We start from the raw sequence: 17881 nt of genomic DNA, 5'->3' as shown, positions 1-17881 counted from the left end.
CCTCGTACCGGCCCTTCATGGCGTGCGCGTCCCCGTTGTCAAGGCCAAGGGGGGGCGCTAAGCCCTTTGACATGACCCACAGACCTGATCCCCAGAACCCCATGCGTATCGGCACCCGAGGCTCGGCCCTGGCGTTGGCCCAGGCGCATGAGACCCGCGACCGGCTGATGGCCGCCCATGGCCTTTCCGCCGATGACTTTGAGATCGTGGTCATCAAGACCACCGGCGACCGGATTCTGGACCGGCCGCTGAAAGAGATCGGCGGCAAGGGGCTTTTCACCCGCGAGATCGAGGACGCGCTGCTGTCCCACCAGATCGACATTGCCGTCCACTCGATGAAGGATATGCCGACGATCCAGCCTGATGGGCTGGTGATCGATTGCTATCTGCCACGCGAAGACGTACGCGACGCTTTTGTGAGCAGCAGCTTCGCAGGAATTTCCGATCTTCCTCAAGGTGCTGTCGTCGGTTCTTCAAGTTTGCGCAGGCGGGCGCAACTTGCGGCGCGGCGGCCTGATCTGCAGCTTGTCGAATTTCGAGGAAACGTTCAGACCCGTCTGAAAAAACTGGAAGAAGGTGTTGCGGTCGCAACATTTCTTGCCATGGCAGGATTGTCCCGTCTGGGGATGCTGCATGTGGCGCGTGGCGCGGTTGAGCCGGACGAAATGCTGCCTGCCGTCGCGCAGGGCTGCATCGGGGTCGAGCGGCGCGCGGATGATGCGCAAACCGCCGCACTGCTTGCCGCGATCTCGGACCGGGACAGCACGCTGCGGGTGGCGGCCGAACGCGCTTTTCTTGCCCGGCTTGACGGGTCGTGTCAGACGCCGATCGCCGGGCTGGCCGAGCTTGCAGGTGACCAGTTGCGGCTGCGGGGCGAGATCCTGCGTCCGGATGGCAGTGAAGTCATCGCGGGCGAACGTATCGGTCCGTCCTCGGACGGCGCGGCCATGGGCACCGATCTGGCCGGGGAATTGCGCGGGCGTGCGCCGTCCGACTTTTTTGACTGGAGCTAGGCAAGCAGCAGCGCAGCAAGCCCCAGCCCCAGCATCGTGATCGCGCGGACATAAAGCCGCAGCCCGGCCATAAGGTCCCGCGCGGCGGGGTCGCGGGCGCCCTCGTTCAGCCATGGCTCTGGCGTTTCAATGCCGTGATAGCTGCGTGGACCCGAGAGGCGCACGTTCAGCGCGCCGGCCATCGCCGCCTCGGGCCAGCCCGCATTGGGCGAACGGTGTCGGCGGGCATCGCGGCGGATGACCCCGAACGCCCGTCCCTTATGCGGCGGGGCGGCGAGCAGGAACAGCAGCGCAGTCAGGCGCGAAGCGGGCAGATTCACCAGATCGTCCAGACGTGCCGCCACCCGGCCAAACAGCACATGGCGCGGGCTCATATGGCCGATCATCGAATCAAGCGTATTGATCGCCTTATAGGCAGCAATTCCCGGCAGCCCTGCCACCGCCGCCCAGAAAATCGGTGCGACCACGCCATCCGAGGTATTTTCGGCAAGGCTTTCAAGCGCAGCGCGTGCGATGGGTGCCGGCCGGTCGTCCAGATCACGGCCGACAATCATCGCCGCCGCTGCCCGTGCTGCCGCCATATCGCCCCGCTCAAGCGGCCGCGCCACTGCCGCGACATGATCATAAAGCGAACGGGTGGCAACCAGCGGCCATGCCAGCGCGCCCAGAATGACCGGCCCAAAGGGTACAGACAGCAGCGCCCAGGTCAGCAGCAGCGCCGGGATCACCGCCGTACCCACCGTCACCGCCACGGCCAGCGCGCCCCTCACAAGGCGCCTGCCTCCCCTGTTCCAGCGCGCATCCAAAGCTGAGATCAGCCGTCCGATCCACACCACCGGATGCGAAATGCGGCGATGAAAAGCGTCCGGCCAACCGATCAGCGCGTCGATCAACAGCGCTGTCAGCGCAATCACCAGCGTCTCTTGCGACAGGATCATGGCGCGACCCGATTGACGGCCTCGACCGCCCATCCTGCAGCGCTGCGCGACAGAATGGTCAGCGACAGGGGCGCGACCGAGAATGACAGTGCAGCCGGGCCGACCGCCAGTGCCAGCGCAGCCCGCACCGTTCCGGCATGGGCGATGATGCCGACCGTCCCGGCTGCCCGTTCGATAAGTGGCTGAACCCGGGCGGCCATATCCAGAAAACTTTCGCCGCCCGGTGGACGCTGACGCGCAAGCTCGGCGGGTGGCAACGGGCCAAGGTCAGGGATCTGCGCGCCCGGTTCTTCCCAACTGCCGAAATCCTGTTCCCACAGGTCAGGGTGGAATTCGGGTGTCAGCCCCAGCGCCTTGCAGGTCTGGCGACAGCGCAGAGCGGGGCTGGACCAATACAGGTCTGCGCCCTGCAACACTGCGCGCGCCCATTGCAAAGCCGCGTGATCGCTGCAATCGGCGGGCAGGTCACGGCGGCCCGCAAGCCCCGGCCGGGCCAGCGGCGCATGGCGCAGAATAAGCAGCCGCAGGGCGATATCAGGGGCAGGGGTCATCGGCCCTTCCTTGCAGATTGACGGCAGGGATGCCGTGCAGGCGCGGGCTTGTCAACGAACCCCGGAGCCGCGCAGGATCGTTTCCCAGGACATCAGAACAGACTTGACGCATGCCCCGCTGTGGCGGCATAAATCAGTTAAATGAACAACTGTTCAATAATGGAGGAGACGGAGGATGTTCACCTCGGGGATGCAGTTCGACCTGGGCGAGGATGTGAACGCGCTGCGCGAGACCGTCCATCGCTGGTCGCAAGAGCGGCTGAAGCCAATGGCGGCCGACGTGGACCGCAGGAACGAATTCCCCAATGAGCTGTGGCGCGAGATGGGCGATCTGGGCCTGCTTGGCATCACCGTGCCCGAGGAGTTCGGCGGCACCGGCATGGGATATCTGGCCCATGTCATCGCGGTGGAAGAGATTGCGCGCGCCTCGGCCTCGGTCAGCCTGTCCTATGGTGCGCATTCGAACCTCTGTGTGAACCAGATCCGGCTGAACGGCACTGATGAACAAAGGCAGAAATACCTGCCGAAACTGTGTTCGGGCGAGCATGTGGGCGCGCTTGCCATGTCCGAAGAGGGCGCTGGCAGCGACGTGGTCAGCATGAAGCTGCGCGCCGAAAAGCGCAATGACTGCTATGTGCTCAATGGCAACAAATACTGGATCACCAATGCGCCAGAAGCCCATACTCTGGTCGTCTATGCCAAGACCGACCCCGAGGCGGGCAGCAAAGGGATCACCGCCTTTATCGTCGAACGCGGGATGAAGGGTTTCTCGACCAGCCCGCATTTTGACAAGCTGGGGATGCGGGGATCAAACACGGGTGAGCTGATTTTCGAGGATTGCGAAGTCCCCTTCGAGAATGTGCTTGGGGCCGAGGGTAAGGGCGTCCGGGTGCTGATGTCGGGCCTTGATTACGAACGTCTGGTGCTGTCGGGCATCGGCACCGGCATCATGGCCGCCTGCCTTGACGAGGTCATGCCCTATGTCAAAGAGCGCAAACAGTTCGGCCAGCCCATCGGTTCCTTTCAGCTGATGCAGGGCAAGATTGCCGATATGTATGTCGCTCTGAACACGGCGCGGGCCTATGTCTACGAGGTGGCGCGGGCCTGCGACTCGGGCAAGGTCACGCGACAGGATGCGGCGGGCGCGGTGCTTTACGCCAGCGAACAGGCGATGGTGCAGGCTCATCAGGCCGTGCAGGCATTGGGGGGCGCGGGCTTCCTGAGCGACTCGACCGTCAGCCGTCTGTTCCGCGACGCCAAGCTTATGGAGATCGGCGCGGGAACGTCCGAGATCCGTCGGATGTTGATCGGGCGTCAACTCATGGAGATCGCCTGATGTGCAAGCTTGTCCCCCCTCTGGTCGCTGCCCTGATCGCCTTCGCCGCCCCGACGATGGCCGAGGACGGTCCCCGCTATGATGCCGGGGGCTTTGCCCGCTGCATCGCCGATGCCAAGGCCGGTACCGATATCGACGCGGCGCTGAATAACTGCATCGGCGGGGCCTCGACGCAATGTATGGCAACGCCGGGCGGGGACACGACCGTCGGCATGTCGCAATGTCTCGAGTCTGAAACCAGGGACTGGGATAAGCTGCTTAACATCAACTACGCCCGCGCGCTGAAGGTGGCAGAGGCAGCGGACAAGGAACTGGCCGAGCTTGGCTCTGCCGCCTCTCCGGCAGCACCGGAGTTGCGCAAGGCTCAGCGCAACTGGATCGCCTTTCGCGATTCCACCTGCCGGTATGAGGTCCTGCGCTTTCAGGGCGGGACCGCTGGCGGTCCGGCTGCACAAAGTTGCATGCTTGAACTGACCGCTGATCAGGCGCTGCGGCTGGGCAGGCTGACCGAAGGGATGGAGGAGCAGGAATGAAGCCTCTGGCTGCAGCCGGTCTGGTCGCGCTGCTGGCCATTCCTGTTCATGCGGGCGATGCCTCGGGTTTTGATCCGGCTGCCATTGATCAATGCCTTGAGGGGGCCGTGACGCAAGGTGCGCGGGCCGATTGCGCCGATGCGGGAATGGAGGCCTGCCTGACCTACACGCGTGGGAAATACACGGGCGACGATCCGGATTTCCCGATGGCGAACTGCCTTGATGCCTCTCATCAGGCGTGGGAGGCCCAGCTGACCACGCTCTATGAGGCTGCGCTGGCTGCAAGCGGCACCCCCGAAGGGCTGCGTGAGATGGAGCGCAGCTGGATCGCCTTTCGCAAGGCGCTTTGCGCGTCAGCAGGTGTGGGCAAAGAGGGTGGCGATCTGGCCCATGCCCGTTGCCTGCGTAATGAAACCGCACGGCAGGCAGCGTTGCTTATGGAATTGGGGCCGCAAGAATGATGCGGCCCCCGTGCGCTTGCCGGAACGATCTGTGGCCCGGCTTAGAATTTCATCACATAGCTGATGCCGGCAACGACCGGATCGACCTCGACCTCGCCGATATTGGCGCCGTTCAGTTCGACATCGGCGTTGATATCGATCCAGCGGAAATCGGCACGGATCGCGGATTTGTCGCTGATCCAGTAGTCGGCGCCGACATGGGCTGCCAGCCCCCAGCTGTTCTTGACGCGCAGCTTGGAACCGGCAAGCGGCCCCTTGGCCTCACCGTCCCAGAAGCCGGTAAAGTTCACACCGACGCCGACAAAGGGCTTGAACTGCGGGCTGGCGTCAAAGTGATATTGCAGCGAGACGACCGGCGGCAGGTGCTTGACGGTGCCGATCTCGGTCCCGTTCGACTTGATCGAATGCTTGAAGGGCAGGGCGCCCAGCACCTCGATGCCGATATTGTCGCGGATGAAATATTCGAAGGTGATCGTGGGCCGGATATTGTCGTCGATGCTGGTCGGCACCGTGCCCCCCGCCAGCGTCCCGTTGTTCGACTTGGGGTTTACGTTGGCAATCCCAAAGCCAAGCGTCCATTCCCCCTGCGATTGAGCAAGCGCGGGCGAAGCAAGCGCAGCAAGTGCCGCAGCGATGGCAAGCTTGTTTCTCATGACGATCCTCTTTTCTTGTCGCGTCCCAGCTCATGGCGCCTGGGCGGGGACTGCGACGTTGATCTGGATCAACATTCCCCCGTTTGCGGACGGGCTGCGACAAACTGGCGCGCCCCTACCCCCACAGCAAAAGGATGATGCGATGAAGCTTGGCACGTCGGTCCTGCCATCATCAGACAATTTCCGGGCCAATCGCGAGGCGCATCTTGCCATGCTGGAAACCGTACGCGAGGCAGCGCTGGTTGCCGCAGCGGGGGGCGGCCCAAAGGCGATGGAGCGTCACACCTCCCGCGGGAAGATGCCCCCGCGCGAGCGTGTGGCGAACCTGCTTGATCCCGGCTCTCCGTTTCTTGAGATCGGCGCGACGGCGGCCCACGGCATGTATGACGGGGCCGCGCCTTGTGCCGGGGTGATCGCGGGGATCGGCCGGGTGCACGGGCAAGAGGTGATGGTCGTTGCCAATGACGCAACCGTCAAAGGCGGGACCTATTACCCGATGACGGTGAAAAAACACCTGCGCGCGCAGGAGATCGCCGAGGAATGCCATCTGCCCTGCGTCTATCTGGTCGATTCAGGCGGCGCCAACCTGCCCAATCAGGATGAGGTCTTTCCCGACCGCGACCATTTCGGGCGCATTTTTTACAATCAGGCGCGGATGTCGGCCAAGGGTATTGCCCAGATCGCCGTTGTCATGGGCTCATGCACGGCGGGTGGAGCCTATGTACCGGCCATGTCGGATGTGACCATCATCGTGCGCAATCAGGGTACGATCTTTCTGGCCGGCCCGCCGCTGGTGAAAGCCGCGACCGGAGAGGTGGTCTCGGCCGAGGATCTGGGCGGGGGCGACGTGCACACGCGCCTGTCTGGCGTCGCCGATTATCTGGCCGAGGACGACGTCCATGCGCTGGCCATTGCCCGGCGCAGCATCGCAAACCTGAACCGCACCCAGCCTGTCTCGGTGCAATGGCAATCGTCCGAGCCGCCAGCTTATGACCCTGATGAGATCCTTGGCATTGTCCCCGCCGATCTGAAGATCCCCTATGACATTCGCGAGGTAATCGCGCGCGTGGCCGACGGCTCACGCTTTGATGAATTCAAGGCCCGCTTTGGCGAGACGCTGGTGACGGGCTTTGCCCATGTTGAGGGCTGCCCGGTCGGTATCATCGCCAATAACGGGGTGATCTTTTCCGAGGCTGCGCAAAAGGGGGCACATTTCATTGAACTGTGTTCGATGCGGGGCATTCCGCTGGTCTTTTTGCAAAACGTCACCGGCTTCATGGTCGGCCGCAAATATGAAAATGAGGGCATCGCCCGGCACGGTGCCAAGATGGTGACGGCGGTGGCGACGACCAGCGTGCCCAAGATCACCATGCTGGTCGGCGGTAGTTTCGGCGCAGGCAATTACGGCATGTCAGGACGCGCCTACAGCCCGCGCTTTCTGTGGACCTGGCCTAATTCGCGCATATCCGTCATGGGCGGCGAACAGGCGGCAGGCGTCCTTGCCACCGTCCGCCGCGAGGGGATCGAGCGTCAGGGCGGTACATGGAGCGCCGGGGAAGAGGCCGAGTTCAAACGCCCCACCATCGAGATGTTCGAACGCCAGTCCCATCCGCTATACGCCTCGGCGCGGCTTTGGGACGATGGTATCATCGACCCGCGCAAGACACGCGAGGTGCTGGCGCTCAGCCTGCGGGCCAGCCTTAACGCTCCGGTCGAGCCGACCCGTTTCGGCATCTTCAGGATGTAGGGTCATGCCGATTTCGACCCTGCAAGGCGATATCACCCGGCTCGCCGTCGATGCGATCGTCAACGCTGCCAACAGCTCGCTGCTGGGCGGCGGAGGTGTGGACGGGGCGATCCACCGCGCAGCCGGCCCGCGATTGCTTGAGGAATGCCGCAGCCTTGGTGGTTGCCCGACGGGCGAGGCGCGCATTACCCAAGGCTATGACCTGCCCGCAAGATATGTGATCCACACTGTCGGTCCGGTCTGGCAGGGCGGCGGGGCAGGCGAAGACGCGCTGCTTGCCAGTGCCTATCGCAACAGCCTTGCCCTTGCGCATCAACATGGTGTTGTCAGCATCGCCTTTCCGGCAATCTCGACCGGGGTCTATGGCTTTCCCGCCGAACGCGCCGCGCGTATCGCCGTGGAAACCATCCTTGAACATGGCGACGATCTGCAAGTGACGCTGATCGGTTTTGACGCTGCCTCTCATGAGACGCTGCAACGGGCCTTGGATGAGGCCCGTCGATGAAATCCCGGTCTTGCCCATGCGCCGGGTGCCGGGCGCGCAAAGCTCAGCCCGCAAGAGGAGGTGCCGGATGTTCCACAAGATCCTGATTGCCAACCGGGGCGAGATCGCCTGCCGGGTCATCGACACCGCACGCAGCCTGGGGGTGCGCACGGTTGCGGTCTGGTCGGATGCCGACCGCGAGGCGCGCCATGTCGCCATGGCCGACGAGGCCGTCCATATCGGTGGTCCTGCGCCCCGAGACAGCTATCTGCGCGGCGATGCGATCATTCGCGCCGCGCTTGAAACCGGGGCCGAGGCGATCCATCCAGGCTATGGATTTCTCAGCGAAAACCCCGATTTCGTCGATGCAGTGACGGCGGCGGGGCTGGTCTTTATCGGCCCCTCGGCCGAGGCGATCCGCAAGATGGGGCTTAAGGACGCGGCCAAGGCGCTGATGGCCGAGGCAGGCGTGCCCGTCGTCCCCGGCTATCACGGCGAAAATCAGGACCCCGCCCATCTTGCAGCCGAGGCGGACCGCATCGGCTATCCGGTACTGATCAAGGCGGTGGCGGGTGGTGGAGGCAAAGGTATGCGGCTGGTCGAGCGGGCCGGCGACTTTCCCGCAGCCCTGCAATCGGCGCAGGGCGAGGCCGCCACAGCCTTTGGCAACCCCGCCGTGCTGATCGAGAAATATATCTCGCGCCCTCGTCACATCGAGGTGCAGGTCTTTGGCGACGGTCAGCAGGCAGTGCATCTTTTTGAACGCGACTGCTCTCTTCAGCGTCGTCATCAAAAGGTGATCGAAGAGGCCCCGGCCCCCGGCATGACCGCCGAGATGCGTGCGGCCATGGGCGCCGCCGCCGTCCGGGCCGCCGAGGCAATCGGCTATGCTGGCGCGGGGACGGTCGAATTCATCGTCGATGCCAGCAACGGCCTGCGCCCCGACGGGTTCTGGTTCATGGAAATGAACACCCGCCTGCAGGTCGAACATCCGGTGACCGAGGCGGTTACCGGCGTCGATCTGGTTGAATGGCAATTGCGCGTTGCCAGTGGCGAACCTTTGCCCGCACGGCAAGAGGATCTGCGCATTACCGGCCATGCCTTCGAAGCGCGGCTTTACGCCGAGGATGTCCCGGCAGGCTTTCTGCCCGCCACCGGCACGCTTGCGCATCTGCGTTTCCCCGACCACGCCCGGATCGAAACCGGGGTGCGCGCAGGCGACACGATCTCGCCCTGGTATGACCCGATGATCGCCAAGGTCGTGACCCATGGCGCAACCCGCGCGATTGCACTGCGGGCGCTGGAATCGGCGCTGACCGATACCGAGGTCGCGGGGTCGGTCACGAACCTGGACTTTCTGATCGCTCTGACCCGGCATCAGGGCTTTGCGCAGGGTAAGGTCGATACCGGCCTGATCGCCCGCGATCTGCAACCGCTGATCGAGGCAGCCGAGCCTGATCCTGCCGGCCGGGCGCTGGCTGTGCTGGGGCTGGCCGGGCTTGACGATCCGCAAAGGCGGGGCGGCATCACCCTGTGGCAGCCGCTGCGCCGCACCATCGCCTGGGAGGGGGGTGAGGCGGTGATCGAGGTGCCGGGCCCCGGCGCGGCCCGTGTGACGCTTGACGGGAATACGCATCAGATCGCATGGCAGGGCGGGCGCTGGTGGGTCGATGACCGCCCCCGCCGCTACCGCATTGTGAACCATGGAGCAGGCACCAGCGTCTTTGGCGGGCGTTCGCTGACGCTGGTCCCGCTCGATCCGCTTGCACGTGGCGGCGAAGAGACGGGTGGCGGGCTGACCCTTTCGCCGATGCCGGGGCTGGTGAAGGCGATCTTCGTCGAGGCAGGGCAAGAGGTCGCGGCAGGCGCGCCGCTGGCAATCCTTGAGGCGATGAAGATGGAACATACGCTGACCGCCGCCCGCGACGGCAAGGTGGCCGAGGTGCTGGCCCGCGCTGGCGATCAGGTCGAGGCAGGCGCCGCCCTGATCCGCCTTGAAGAAGAGGTCCCGACATGATCCTGCACCACGTTCCCGGCTCGCGTTCGCTGCGGGTGTTGTGGCTGATCGAGGAACTGGGGCTCGATTGCGAACTGCGGCTGTGGTCCCTGACCGACGGAAGCCTGCGCAGCCCCGAGTTTCGTGCGCTTTCACCGGCGGGGCGTATTCCGGCGCTGGAGACAGACGGTCGCGCGATCTTTGAATCCGGTGCGATCCTGCAATACCTGACCGAGCGGGAAGGCAGGCTTGCCCCGCCTCCGGGCGACCCCGAACGCGCGGATTTCCTTGAATGGATGCATTTTTCCGAAACGCAGGCCTGTATCCTGCAGGCGCTGAACATCCATCATATCTTTTTGCGGCCCGAAAGCGCCCGGTCGATCCCGCTGATGCGGCTTGATACCAAACGGTTGGCGGTCACCGCCCGCGCGCTGGATAAGCATCTGACAGGGCGCCAGACGCTGCTTTCCGCGTTCTCGGCTGCTGATTGTATGCAGGGTTTCAACATCGAGGCGGTGTTCCGCTTTCTGCCGGCCGCGGATTACCCCGCGCTTGCCGCCTATCGCGACCGCATGACGGCACGGCCTGCCTATCGCCGCGCGCTTGCCCGCGCCGGGGGTGATGCGATCTATGATCATGACTTTTACGAGGTGCCCGATGCCACAGGTTGAGATTTTCGAAGTCGGTCCCCGCGACGGGCTGCAAAACGAAAAACGTCAGATCCCGGCGGCGGACAAGATTGTACTGGTCGATCTTCTGTCAGGGGCGGGCTTCCGGCGCATCGAGGTGACAAGCTTTGTGCCGCCGAAATGGGTGCCGCAGATGGCCGATGCTGCCGAGGTCATGGCAGGCATTACCCGCCACGCCGGCATCCGCTACGCGGTGCTGACCCCGAACCTGCGTGGCTATGAGGCGGCGCGTGCAGCAGGCGCGGATGAGGTGGCAATCTTTGCCTCGGCCTCGGAAGGGTTTTCCCGCGCCAATCTGAACGCCAGCATCGACGAAAGCCTTGAGCGGTTCGCCGCCGTGGCCGAGGCGGCGCAAGCAGATGGCGTGCCGGTGCGCGGCTATGTCTCGGTGGTGACGGATTGTCCATTTGACGGGCCGGTGCCGCCTGCCAATGTCGCCCGCGTTGCCGCCGCTTTGCGCGATCTGGGCTGTTATGAGATCAGCCTTGGCGATACCATCGGGCAGGGCCGCCCCGAAACCGTTGATGCCATGCTGGGCGCGGTCCTGAATGAATTGCCGCCCGAAAGACTGGCTGGTCATTTTCACGACACCGCCGGGCGGGCGCTCGACAATATCGACGCAAGCCTTGCACGTGGGTTGCGGGTCTTTGACGCCGCTGTGGGCGGGCTTGGCGGCTGTCCCTACGCGCCGGGGGCTGCCGGAAATGTCGCGACTGAAAAGGTTGCCGCCCATCTGACCGCGCGGGGCCATGAAACCGGGCTGGACATGGCCGTGATCGAACAGGCCGCAACCATGGCTCGCGGCATGAGAGGACAGGTATGATGGAAACGATCCGCATCGACACCGACGAGCGGGGCGTCACCCACCTGTGGCTTGCCCGGCCGGACAAACATAACGCCCTGTCGGCGCAGATGATTCGCGAACTGACCGAGGCTGCGCGCATCCTTGGTGCTGATCCCGCTGTGCGTGTCGTAGTGCTGGCGGCCGAGGGGCGCAGCTTCTGCGCTGGTGGCGATCTGGGCTGGATGCAGGACCAGATGCGGGCCGATGCGCAGACCCGCCGCGCCGGGGCGCGCGAACTCGCAATGATGCTACATGCGTTGAACAGCCTGCCAAAGCCTTTGATCGGGCGGGTGCAGGGCAATGCCTTTGGCGGCGGGGTCGGCATGATTTCGGTCTGCGATGTAGCGATTGCCGTACCCGGGGCGCGCTTTGGTCTGACCGAAACACGGCTTGGCCTGATCCCCGCCACCATCGGCCCCTATGTTCTGGCACGAATGGGCGAAGATAAGGCGCGTCGGGTTTTCATGTCGGCGCGGATATTTGGCGCTGATGAGGCGGTGCGGCTGAACCTGCTGGCGGATATTGCCGATGCCGCGACGCTGGATGCTGCCATCGAGGCCGAGGTCGCGCCCTATCTGTCCTGCGCCCCCGGCGCGGTCGCAGCGGCCAAGCAGCTGGCCCGCCGCCTTGGCCCCGCCATCGGCGAGGCCGAGATCGAGGCAAGCATCGACGCCCTCGTCGCGGTCTGGGAGGGCAGCGAGGCACCGGAAGGCATCGCCGCCTTTTTTGAAAAGCGCAAGCCAAGCTGGCAGGTTGGCTAGGTCGCGGCCCATCCTTGTAGCCGGTCCGTGACGGGCCCCGCAGGAGGCAAAAGCACCCTATCCGGCAAAGGCAGGGGTAAGCCTTGCGTGCTTTGCATGTCAGGACTTCCCGGTTGGCGGCTTGGCGGCATATGGTCGCATCTGTTAACGCTATCAACATATCCCCCCCATATCCGCCAGCCCCGGAAGATGCCGTCATGCCGCCGCAGCCAAACCTGAAACTTGCGATTCTTTCTCTTGCCCTTGGTGCATTTGCTATCGGCACCTCGGAATTCGCCGCCATGGGTCTGTTGCCATGGTATGCAAGCGACCTTGCCATTTCTGAGCCGCAGGCGGGTCACGTTGTTTCGGCCTATGCTCTGGGGGTGGTCGTTGGCGCACCGGTGACCTCTATCCTTGGGGCGCGGCTGCCGCGACGGCGCTATCTTGCGGCGCTGATCGCGATCTATGGGGTGATGAACCTGCTGGCGGCGATCCTGCCCGGTTATGGCACGCTGGTCATCACCCGTTTCCTTGCCGGTCTGCCACATGGTGGCTTTCTGGGCGTGGCGATGCTTTTTGCCGCCGATGCTCTGCCGCGCGAACAGCGGGCCAAAGGCGTGACGCAGGTACTGCTGGGCCTGACGGTCGCCAATATCGCCGGGGTGCCGCTGGCCGGGATTCTGGGGCAGGGGCTGGGCTGGCGCTGGGGCTTTGCTCTGCCCGGTGTTCTGGCGCTGCTTGCTGGCTGGCTGATCCTGCGTCTTGCCCCCCGGGTCGGGGCGCCCAAGAACGCGCAGCCTTTCGCAGAGCTTAAGGCGCTGCGAAATCCGGCGGTCATGCTGATCCTGCTGGTCGGCGCAATCGGCTTTGGCGGGCTTTTCGCGGTCTATTCTTATCTTTCGGCAGCAATGCTTGCGACGACCCAGCCGCCGGGATGGGCGGTGCCGGCAACGCTTTCGGCCTTTGGCATCGGCGGCACGCTTGGCAGTATCCGCGCCGCGCGGCTGACGATGCGCTATGGCACCTGGGGTGCCGCGCTGCGCCTGATGCTGTTCATGGCGATAACGCAGGCCTTTGCCTCATTCGCAGTCGGGGACTGGCGGCTGATGCTGCTGTCTTCTTTCGTTCTTGGCCTTGGCTCGGGCATGGTCGTGCCCTTGCAAACCCGGCTGATGGATGTCGCGGGCGAAGCGCAAAGCATGGCGGCTGCCATGAACCATGCCGCCTTCAACGCTGCCAACGCGCTGGGGCCATGGCTGGCCGGTCTGGCTCTGGCGGCTGGCTGGGGCTGGCGGTCTTCGGGGCTGGTGGCGGTTGGCCTGTCAGGGGCCGGTATCCTCGCGCTTTGGCTCGCCTGGCGGCAGGCGCGTCTCTCCGGGGACGTGCTTCATGATCGCCCTGCGAGAACGTGAGGCGAACTCGCGCCGCCACGAGATGAAAAGCACATAGACCGTGGACAGGAAAAGCCCAAGGGGCCCGGCCAGCCAGCCAAGTGCTGCAAGCGAGAAATAGACGCAGCGCAGCCCCGAGTTAAAGCTTTTCGCCGCGGTGATATTGATATCGGCCGCCTGCATGGCCAAAGGAAGGGCGCGCGGGTCCTCGGGCTCATTGGGGACCGAGGCCATGATGATCGCACAATAACCGAAAAGCCGGTGCGACCAGATAAAGCGCAGCAGTGCATTGGCGACAAAGAACAGCGCAACGACGATCTTGATTTCCCATTTCAGCGCCGGGATGTGGCCCAGATCAAACTGCCGGGCCACGCCTGCCAGTTGGTCGGTATTGCCGATCAGTGCCAGACCGCCACCGATTGCGATAAGGCAGGCCGAGGCAAAGAAGGCCGTGCCTTCGCGCAGCGTGGTCAGGATTGCGCTGTCAAAGATGCGTGGGTTTCGTGTGATGAATTGTCGCATCCATTCACGGCGATGGGCTTTCATCAATACGGTGACCGAAGGGTGGTCCCTTGGCGGGTGCTCGGTCGCCCAACCTATGGAAAACCAAGCCAGAAACAGCCAGCCAAGGGCGGCGAGATCAGCCAGAGACAGGGGGCCGAGCAAGGTGGTGTCCGGGTCCATGGCGCGCTTTTACCTCTTGGATCTCATGTTGCCTGCCGACGCTTCGGCGTCTATCGGGAATCTGGTTATCCTTGTTTGGGAGTAAACGAAATGGCAGCACCTCACGCCATCCACGAGGAATTTCCCGAAGACGGGACGCTGATCCACCGGCTGAAGGTATCGGACAGCCGCTTTGCCCGCCTGCTTGAAGATTATGACGCCGTTAATGACGAGGTCGCCGGTGCTGAAAGCCGCCAGACGCCGATGTCTGAAGAGGCCGAAGCCGAGCTGCGCCGCAAGCGCACCGCGCTGAAGGATGAGATCGCCCGCATGCTTGCCACTGCGCGGGGCTAAGGCCTTGAATTTCGGGGCGGGCAGGGTGGCGCTGCCTCCTTTGACCGTGCCGCTTTGCCGGTGGGCTTGAAACCCAAAATTCGCATTCCTATCTGAATTCCTGTCGGAGGGCCCAAAGGCGCCGGCAGTACCGCCCGCCCGGCTTCGGGGGGCAAGGCTTTGTATCGCTTGAAGAAGGATGCGAAAGATGCGCAATTTTGATCTGACCCCGCTTTATCGTGCCACAGTCGGTTTCGATCGTATGGTTGATGTAATGGACCGGGCTCTGTCGGCCGATATCGCCAGCTACCCACCCTATAATATCGAAAAGACCGGCGAAAACTCTTATTGCATTTCGCTGGCCGTTGCCGGTTTTTCCGCCGATGACCTGAATGTCGAGGTCAGGGACGGCGCCGTCATCGTCTCGGGCCGCAAGGCCGCCGAGGATGAAAACCGCACTTTCCTGCATCGCGGCATCGCCACCCGGGCCTTTGAGCGCCGCTTTACGCTGGCCGATCATGTGCGCGTCGAAGGTGCCAGCCACGCAGACGGTATGCTGAACATTGATCTGGTCCGCGAAGTGCCCGAGGCGCTGAAACCGCGTCGCATTGAGATCGCCAAGCAAGGCACCAGCATCGAAAAGCTGGACGCCTGACACCTGGTTGATCCGCGCGGGGGCTCTGCCCCCGCACCCCCGGGATATTTCGGCACGAAAGAAGCTGATCGAAGAGAATGGGCGTGGCTGTGGCTGCGTCTTTCTGATTCAGAGCTTGCGGCGGGCGCGTAACGCAGCGGTGATGGTGCCGTCGTCGAGGTAGTCGAGCTCACCGCCGATCGGCACGCCTTGGGCAAGTCCGGTGACCGCGACACCGGTTGGAGCAAGCGCCTCGGCGATGTAATGGGCCGTGGTCTGGCCCTCGACCGTGGCTGAGAGGGCGAGGATCACCTCGGTGATATTTTCCTCGGTGATGCGCTGGATCAGTCGGGGGATGCGCAGGTCCTCGGGGCCGATTTCATCCAGTGCTGAGAGGCTGCCTCCCAGTACATGATAGCGGCCGTGGAAGGCCCGGCCACGTTCGAGCGCCCAAAGATCGGCGACCTCGGTCACGACGCAGATTTCGCCGGTAGCACGGGCCGGGTCCTGGCAAATCGGGCAGATATCGGATTGCGTGACATTGCCGCAGACAAGACATTCACGGGCAGTTTCCGCCACGGAGGCCATCAGCGTGGCAAGCTGGACCATTTGCCCCGCGCGGCGGCGGATCAGGTGCAGCACGATGCGCCGAGCGGACCGCGGCCCAAGTCCCGGCAGACGCGCCATCGTGGCGATCAGGGTTTCGATCTCGTCGCCGGAGGCGGGCGGCATGGGTCAGAACGGCATCTTCATGTCGGCGGGCAAGCCGAGTTCGCGGGTCAGCCGCGCCATTTCTTCGGCCGCCTTGTCCTGCGCGCGGCGCTGCGCGTCCTTGATTGCCGCCAGGATCAGGTCCTCAACCACTTCCTTGTCCTCGGCCTTGAAGATGGAAGGGTCGATATCGAGGCCCGTCAGTTCACCCTTAGCGGTGGCGGTTGCCTTGACCATACCTGCCCCGGCCTCGCCGGTAACGGTCAGGCGGTTCAGCCCCTCTTGCATCTCGGTCATTCTGGTCTGCATTTGCTGGGCCGCTTCCATCATTTTCGACAGATCGCCCATGCCGCCAAGGCCCTTGAACATCGCTTAATCCTCGTCCTCGAAGGGGTCCCATTCCTCGACCTCGGCCACAGGGCCTTCGGTCAGCTCATGTGGTGATCTATCCTCGCCCGCGGTCATTTCAACCGTCTCGGGGGCCGGAGCGGGTCGGACATTGGTGATCTTTGCGCTGGGAAAAGACGCAAAGATAGCCTGCACCACCGGGTTATCCATGGCGCGGGCGCGGGCCTCGGCCTCGCGTGCGGCGCGCGCCTCGCTGATTGTGGGCTGGCCGGGATCAGAGGTCACGATGACCGCCCAGCGTTGCCCGCCCGTCCAGCCGCGCAGCCGTTCGGCCAGACGCTGGGCAAAGTCGCGCGGCGCGTTATCGGTCGGCTGAAACTCGATCCGGCCCGGAGAATAGCGCACGAGACGGAGGTGATCCTCGACATCGAGAAGCAGCTTCATGTCGCGCATACGGCGGATCAGCTCGACCACAGACTGAAAATCCGGGAACCCCGCCAGCGCATCAGGCGAAACTGCCAGCGCGGTGGCGCTGCCGTTTTGCTGCACCGCAATCGGCGCTCGCGGTGCGGCGGCCCGCGGACCCTCGCTGCGCTGCGCGGAAGGGGGGGCGCTGCGGTTGAACTCGCCCGCAGCGGCACTGGCCTGCACCTTGCGGATCAGCGCCTCGGGGTCGGGCAGGTCGGCGACATGGGTCAGGCGGATGATCGCCATTTCAGCGGCCATCATCGCATTCGGCGCATTTCCGACCTCTTCCAGCGCCTTCAGTAGCATCTGCCACAGTCGCGTCAGCACCCGCATCGGCACTTTTTGAGCGATCTGCTGGCCCCGCGCGCGTTCATCAGGGCCGACGGTCGGGTCCTCAAGCGCCTCGGGGGTGATTTTTACGATCGAGACCCAATGCGTGATCTCGGCCAAATCGCGCAGGATGGCGAGCGGATCGGCGCCATCGGCGTATTGGGCCTGCAACTCGGCCAAAGCCTCGGCTGCAGCGCCGCGCAGGATCATGTCAAAGAGGTCAAGTACCCGCCCACGGTCGGCCAGCCCCAGCATGGCGCGAACCTGCGCAGCGGTGGTTTCGCCGGCGCCATGGCTGATCGCCTGATCAAGCAGGCTGGTCGCGTCCCGGGCCGAACCCTCGGCCGCGCGGGTGATCAGCGCCAGCGCGTCATCGGTGATCTCTGCCCCCTCGCGCCCGGCGATCTTGCGCAAAAGCGCGATCATCACCTCGGGCTCGATCCGGCGCAGGTCAAAACGCTGACAGCGCGACAGAACCGTCACCGGAACCTTGCGGATTTCTGTCGTGGCAAAGATGAATTTCACATGCGGCGGCGGCTCTTCCAGCGTTTTGAGCAGCGCGTTGAAGGCGCTGGTCGAGAGCATATGCACTTCGTCGATGATATAGATCTTGTAGCGCGCCGAAGCCGCGCGATAGTGCACCGATTCGATGATTTCGCGGATGTCGCTGACGCCAGTCCGCGAGGCGGCGTCCATCTCCATCACGTCGACATGGCGACCCTCAGAGATCGCCACGCAATGTTCGCAGGTGCCGCATGGTTCGGTCGTCGGGCCGCCCTGACCATCAGGGCCGATACAGTTCAGCCCCTTGGCAATGATGCGGGCGGTGGTCGTTTTGCCGGTGCCACGGATGCCGGTCATGATAAAGGCCTGCGCGATGCGATCGGCGGCAAAGGCGTTCTTCAGCGTCCGCACCATCGCATCCTGGCCGACCAGATCGGCGAAGGTTTCGGGGCGGTATTTCCGCGCCAATACCTGATAATTCCGTTCGCTTACGCTCATGCCTCGGCCTTCT

The 17881-nt window shown here is 64.0% G+C and carries 20 protein-coding genes; 13 read left to right on the top strand and 7 right to left on the bottom strand.

All coding sequences use genetic code 11. The features are described from left to right. Positions 1-71: 71 nt before the first annotated feature. Positions 72-1013: a hydroxymethylbilane synthase gene (gene hemC, locus F8A10_RS11865; protein WP_152367421.1), complete on the top strand. Its 942-nt coding sequence runs from the start codon at positions 72-74 to the stop codon at positions 1011-1013. Here hemC and cbiB read toward each other — a convergent pair. Together cbiB and F8A10_RS11855 are read right to left on the bottom strand one after the other, a co-directional pair. After that, entirely contained in the window at positions 1010-1951 is a 942-nt protein-coding gene (gene cbiB, locus F8A10_RS11860; RefSeq protein WP_152367420.1) for an adenosylcobinamide-phosphate synthase CbiB, read from the bottom strand. The genes hemC and cbiB overlap by 4 nt on opposite strands. Beyond that, on the bottom strand, positions 1948-2502 hold the full coding sequence (locus F8A10_RS11855) for a histidine phosphatase family protein (protein WP_152367419.1): 555 nt from the start codon (positions 2500-2502) through the stop codon (positions 1948-1950). Before F8A10_RS11855 ends, cbiB begins: the two co-directional genes overlap by 4 nt. A 175-nt stretch (positions 2503-2677) precedes the next feature. Between F8A10_RS11855 and F8A10_RS11850 the strand changes: the two genes are divergently transcribed. The 3 genes from F8A10_RS11850 to F8A10_RS11840 are packed head-to-tail and all read left to right on the top strand — an operon-like array spanning position 2678 to position 4832. Beyond that, the gene (locus F8A10_RS11850) at positions 2678-3838 is read left to right on the top strand and encodes an isovaleryl-CoA dehydrogenase (RefSeq protein ID WP_152367418.1); all 1161 of its coding nucleotides are present in this window, start codon (positions 2678-2680) and stop codon (positions 3836-3838) included. Next, complete coding sequence (locus F8A10_RS11845; protein ID WP_152367417.1) at positions 3838-4371, top strand: lysozyme inhibitor LprI family protein; 534 nt, start codon at positions 3838-3840, stop codon at positions 4369-4371. The genes F8A10_RS11850 and F8A10_RS11845 overlap by 1 nt, the downstream gene beginning before the upstream one ends. After that, entirely contained in the window at positions 4368-4832 is a 465-nt protein-coding gene (locus F8A10_RS11840) for a lysozyme inhibitor LprI family protein (RefSeq protein ID WP_152367416.1), read from the top strand. The genes F8A10_RS11845 and F8A10_RS11840 overlap by 4 nt, the downstream gene beginning before the upstream one ends. Before the next feature lie 41 nt (positions 4833-4873). On the opposite strand, the gene F8A10_RS11835 is transcribed toward F8A10_RS11840, so the two are convergent. Continuing rightward, complete coding sequence (locus F8A10_RS11835; protein ID WP_010396271.1) at positions 4874-5485, bottom strand: OmpW/AlkL family protein; 612 nt, start codon at positions 5483-5485, stop codon at positions 4874-4876. A 142-nt stretch (positions 5486-5627) separates the two neighbouring features. Between F8A10_RS11835 and F8A10_RS11830 the strand changes: the two genes are divergently transcribed. The 7 genes from F8A10_RS11830 (at position 5628) to F8A10_RS11800 (ending at position 13400) form a co-directional block, all read left to right on the top strand. Then, complete coding sequence (locus tag F8A10_RS11830; RefSeq protein ID WP_152367415.1) at positions 5628-7232, top strand: carboxyl transferase domain-containing protein; 1605 nt, start codon at positions 5628-5630, stop codon at positions 7230-7232. Positions 7233-7236: 4 nt separating this feature from the next. Further along, entirely contained in the window at positions 7237-7737 is a 501-nt protein-coding gene (locus F8A10_RS11825) for an O-acetyl-ADP-ribose deacetylase (RefSeq protein WP_152367414.1), read from the top strand. Positions 7738-7804: 67 nt separating this feature from the next. After that, positions 7805-9733 carry an ATP-binding protein gene (locus tag F8A10_RS11820; RefSeq protein ID WP_152367413.1) on the top strand — a complete coding sequence of 643 codons (1929 nt, stop codon included), beginning with the start codon at positions 7805-7807 and terminating at the stop codon, positions 9731-9733. Continuing rightward, entirely contained in the window at positions 9730-10383 is a 654-nt protein-coding gene (locus F8A10_RS11815; RefSeq protein WP_152367412.1) for a glutathione S-transferase family protein, read from the top strand. The genes F8A10_RS11820 and F8A10_RS11815 overlap by 4 nt, the downstream gene beginning before the upstream one ends. After that, positions 10370-11224 (top strand): hydroxymethylglutaryl-CoA lyase, encoded by an 855-nt coding sequence (locus tag F8A10_RS11810; RefSeq protein WP_152367411.1) that lies wholly within the window; start codon positions 10370-10372, stop codon positions 11222-11224. The genes F8A10_RS11815 and F8A10_RS11810 overlap by 14 nt, the downstream gene beginning before the upstream one ends. Next, entirely contained in the window at positions 11221-12006 is a 786-nt protein-coding gene (locus F8A10_RS11805; RefSeq protein WP_152367410.1) for a crotonase/enoyl-CoA hydratase family protein, read from the top strand. The genes F8A10_RS11810 and F8A10_RS11805 overlap by 4 nt, the downstream gene beginning before the upstream one ends. 197 nt (positions 12007-12203) lie before the next feature. After that, positions 12204-13400: an MFS transporter gene (locus tag F8A10_RS11800; protein ID WP_010396260.1), complete on the top strand. Its 1197-nt coding sequence runs from the start codon at positions 12204-12206 to the stop codon at positions 13398-13400. Here the strand turns inward: F8A10_RS11800 and F8A10_RS11795 are convergent. Next, entirely contained in the window at positions 13311-14063 is a 753-nt protein-coding gene (locus F8A10_RS11795) for a DUF599 domain-containing protein (protein ID WP_010396257.1), read from the bottom strand. The two genes, F8A10_RS11800 and F8A10_RS11795, sit on opposite strands and share 90 nt — an antisense overlap. Positions 14064-14153: 90 nt before the next feature. Between F8A10_RS11795 and F8A10_RS11790 the strand changes: the two genes are divergently transcribed. After that, positions 14154-14396, top strand: a complete 243-nt coding sequence (locus tag F8A10_RS11790; protein WP_010396255.1) for a YdcH family protein — start codon at positions 14154-14156, stop codon at positions 14394-14396. Between the two features lie 187 nt (positions 14397-14583). After that, a complete protein-coding gene (locus F8A10_RS11785) occupies positions 14584-15030 on the top strand; it encodes an Hsp20 family protein (RefSeq protein WP_010396253.1) in 447 nt (148 codons plus the stop codon). A 108-nt stretch (positions 15031-15138) separates the two neighbouring features. Here F8A10_RS11785 and recR read toward each other — a convergent pair whose 3' ends face one another. From recR to F8A10_RS11770, 3 genes are read right to left on the bottom strand one after another with little or no spacing between them, the layout of a single operon-like run. Continuing rightward, positions 15139-15741, bottom strand: a complete 603-nt coding sequence (recR, locus tag F8A10_RS11780; RefSeq protein ID WP_010396250.1) for a recombination mediator RecR — start codon at positions 15739-15741, stop codon at positions 15139-15141. A gap of 3 nt (positions 15742-15744) precedes the next feature. Continuing rightward, positions 15745-16089, bottom strand: a complete 345-nt coding sequence (locus F8A10_RS11775) for a YbaB/EbfC family nucleoid-associated protein (RefSeq protein WP_010396248.1) — start codon at positions 16087-16089, stop codon at positions 15745-15747. A gap of 3 nt (positions 16090-16092) precedes the next feature. Further along, positions 16093-17868: a DNA polymerase III subunit gamma/tau gene (locus tag F8A10_RS11770; protein ID WP_010396247.1), complete on the bottom strand. Its 1776-nt coding sequence runs from the start codon at positions 17866-17868 to the stop codon at positions 16093-16095. Positions 17869-17881: the final 13 nt, after the last annotated feature.

The sequence above is a fragment of the Paracoccus kondratievae genome, from assembly GCF_009301415.1.
Taxonomy (GTDB): Bacteria; Pseudomonadota; Alphaproteobacteria; order Rhodobacterales; family Rhodobacteraceae; genus Paracoccus; species Paracoccus kondratievae.
This window is presented reverse-complemented; position numbering and strand designations above follow the sequence as displayed.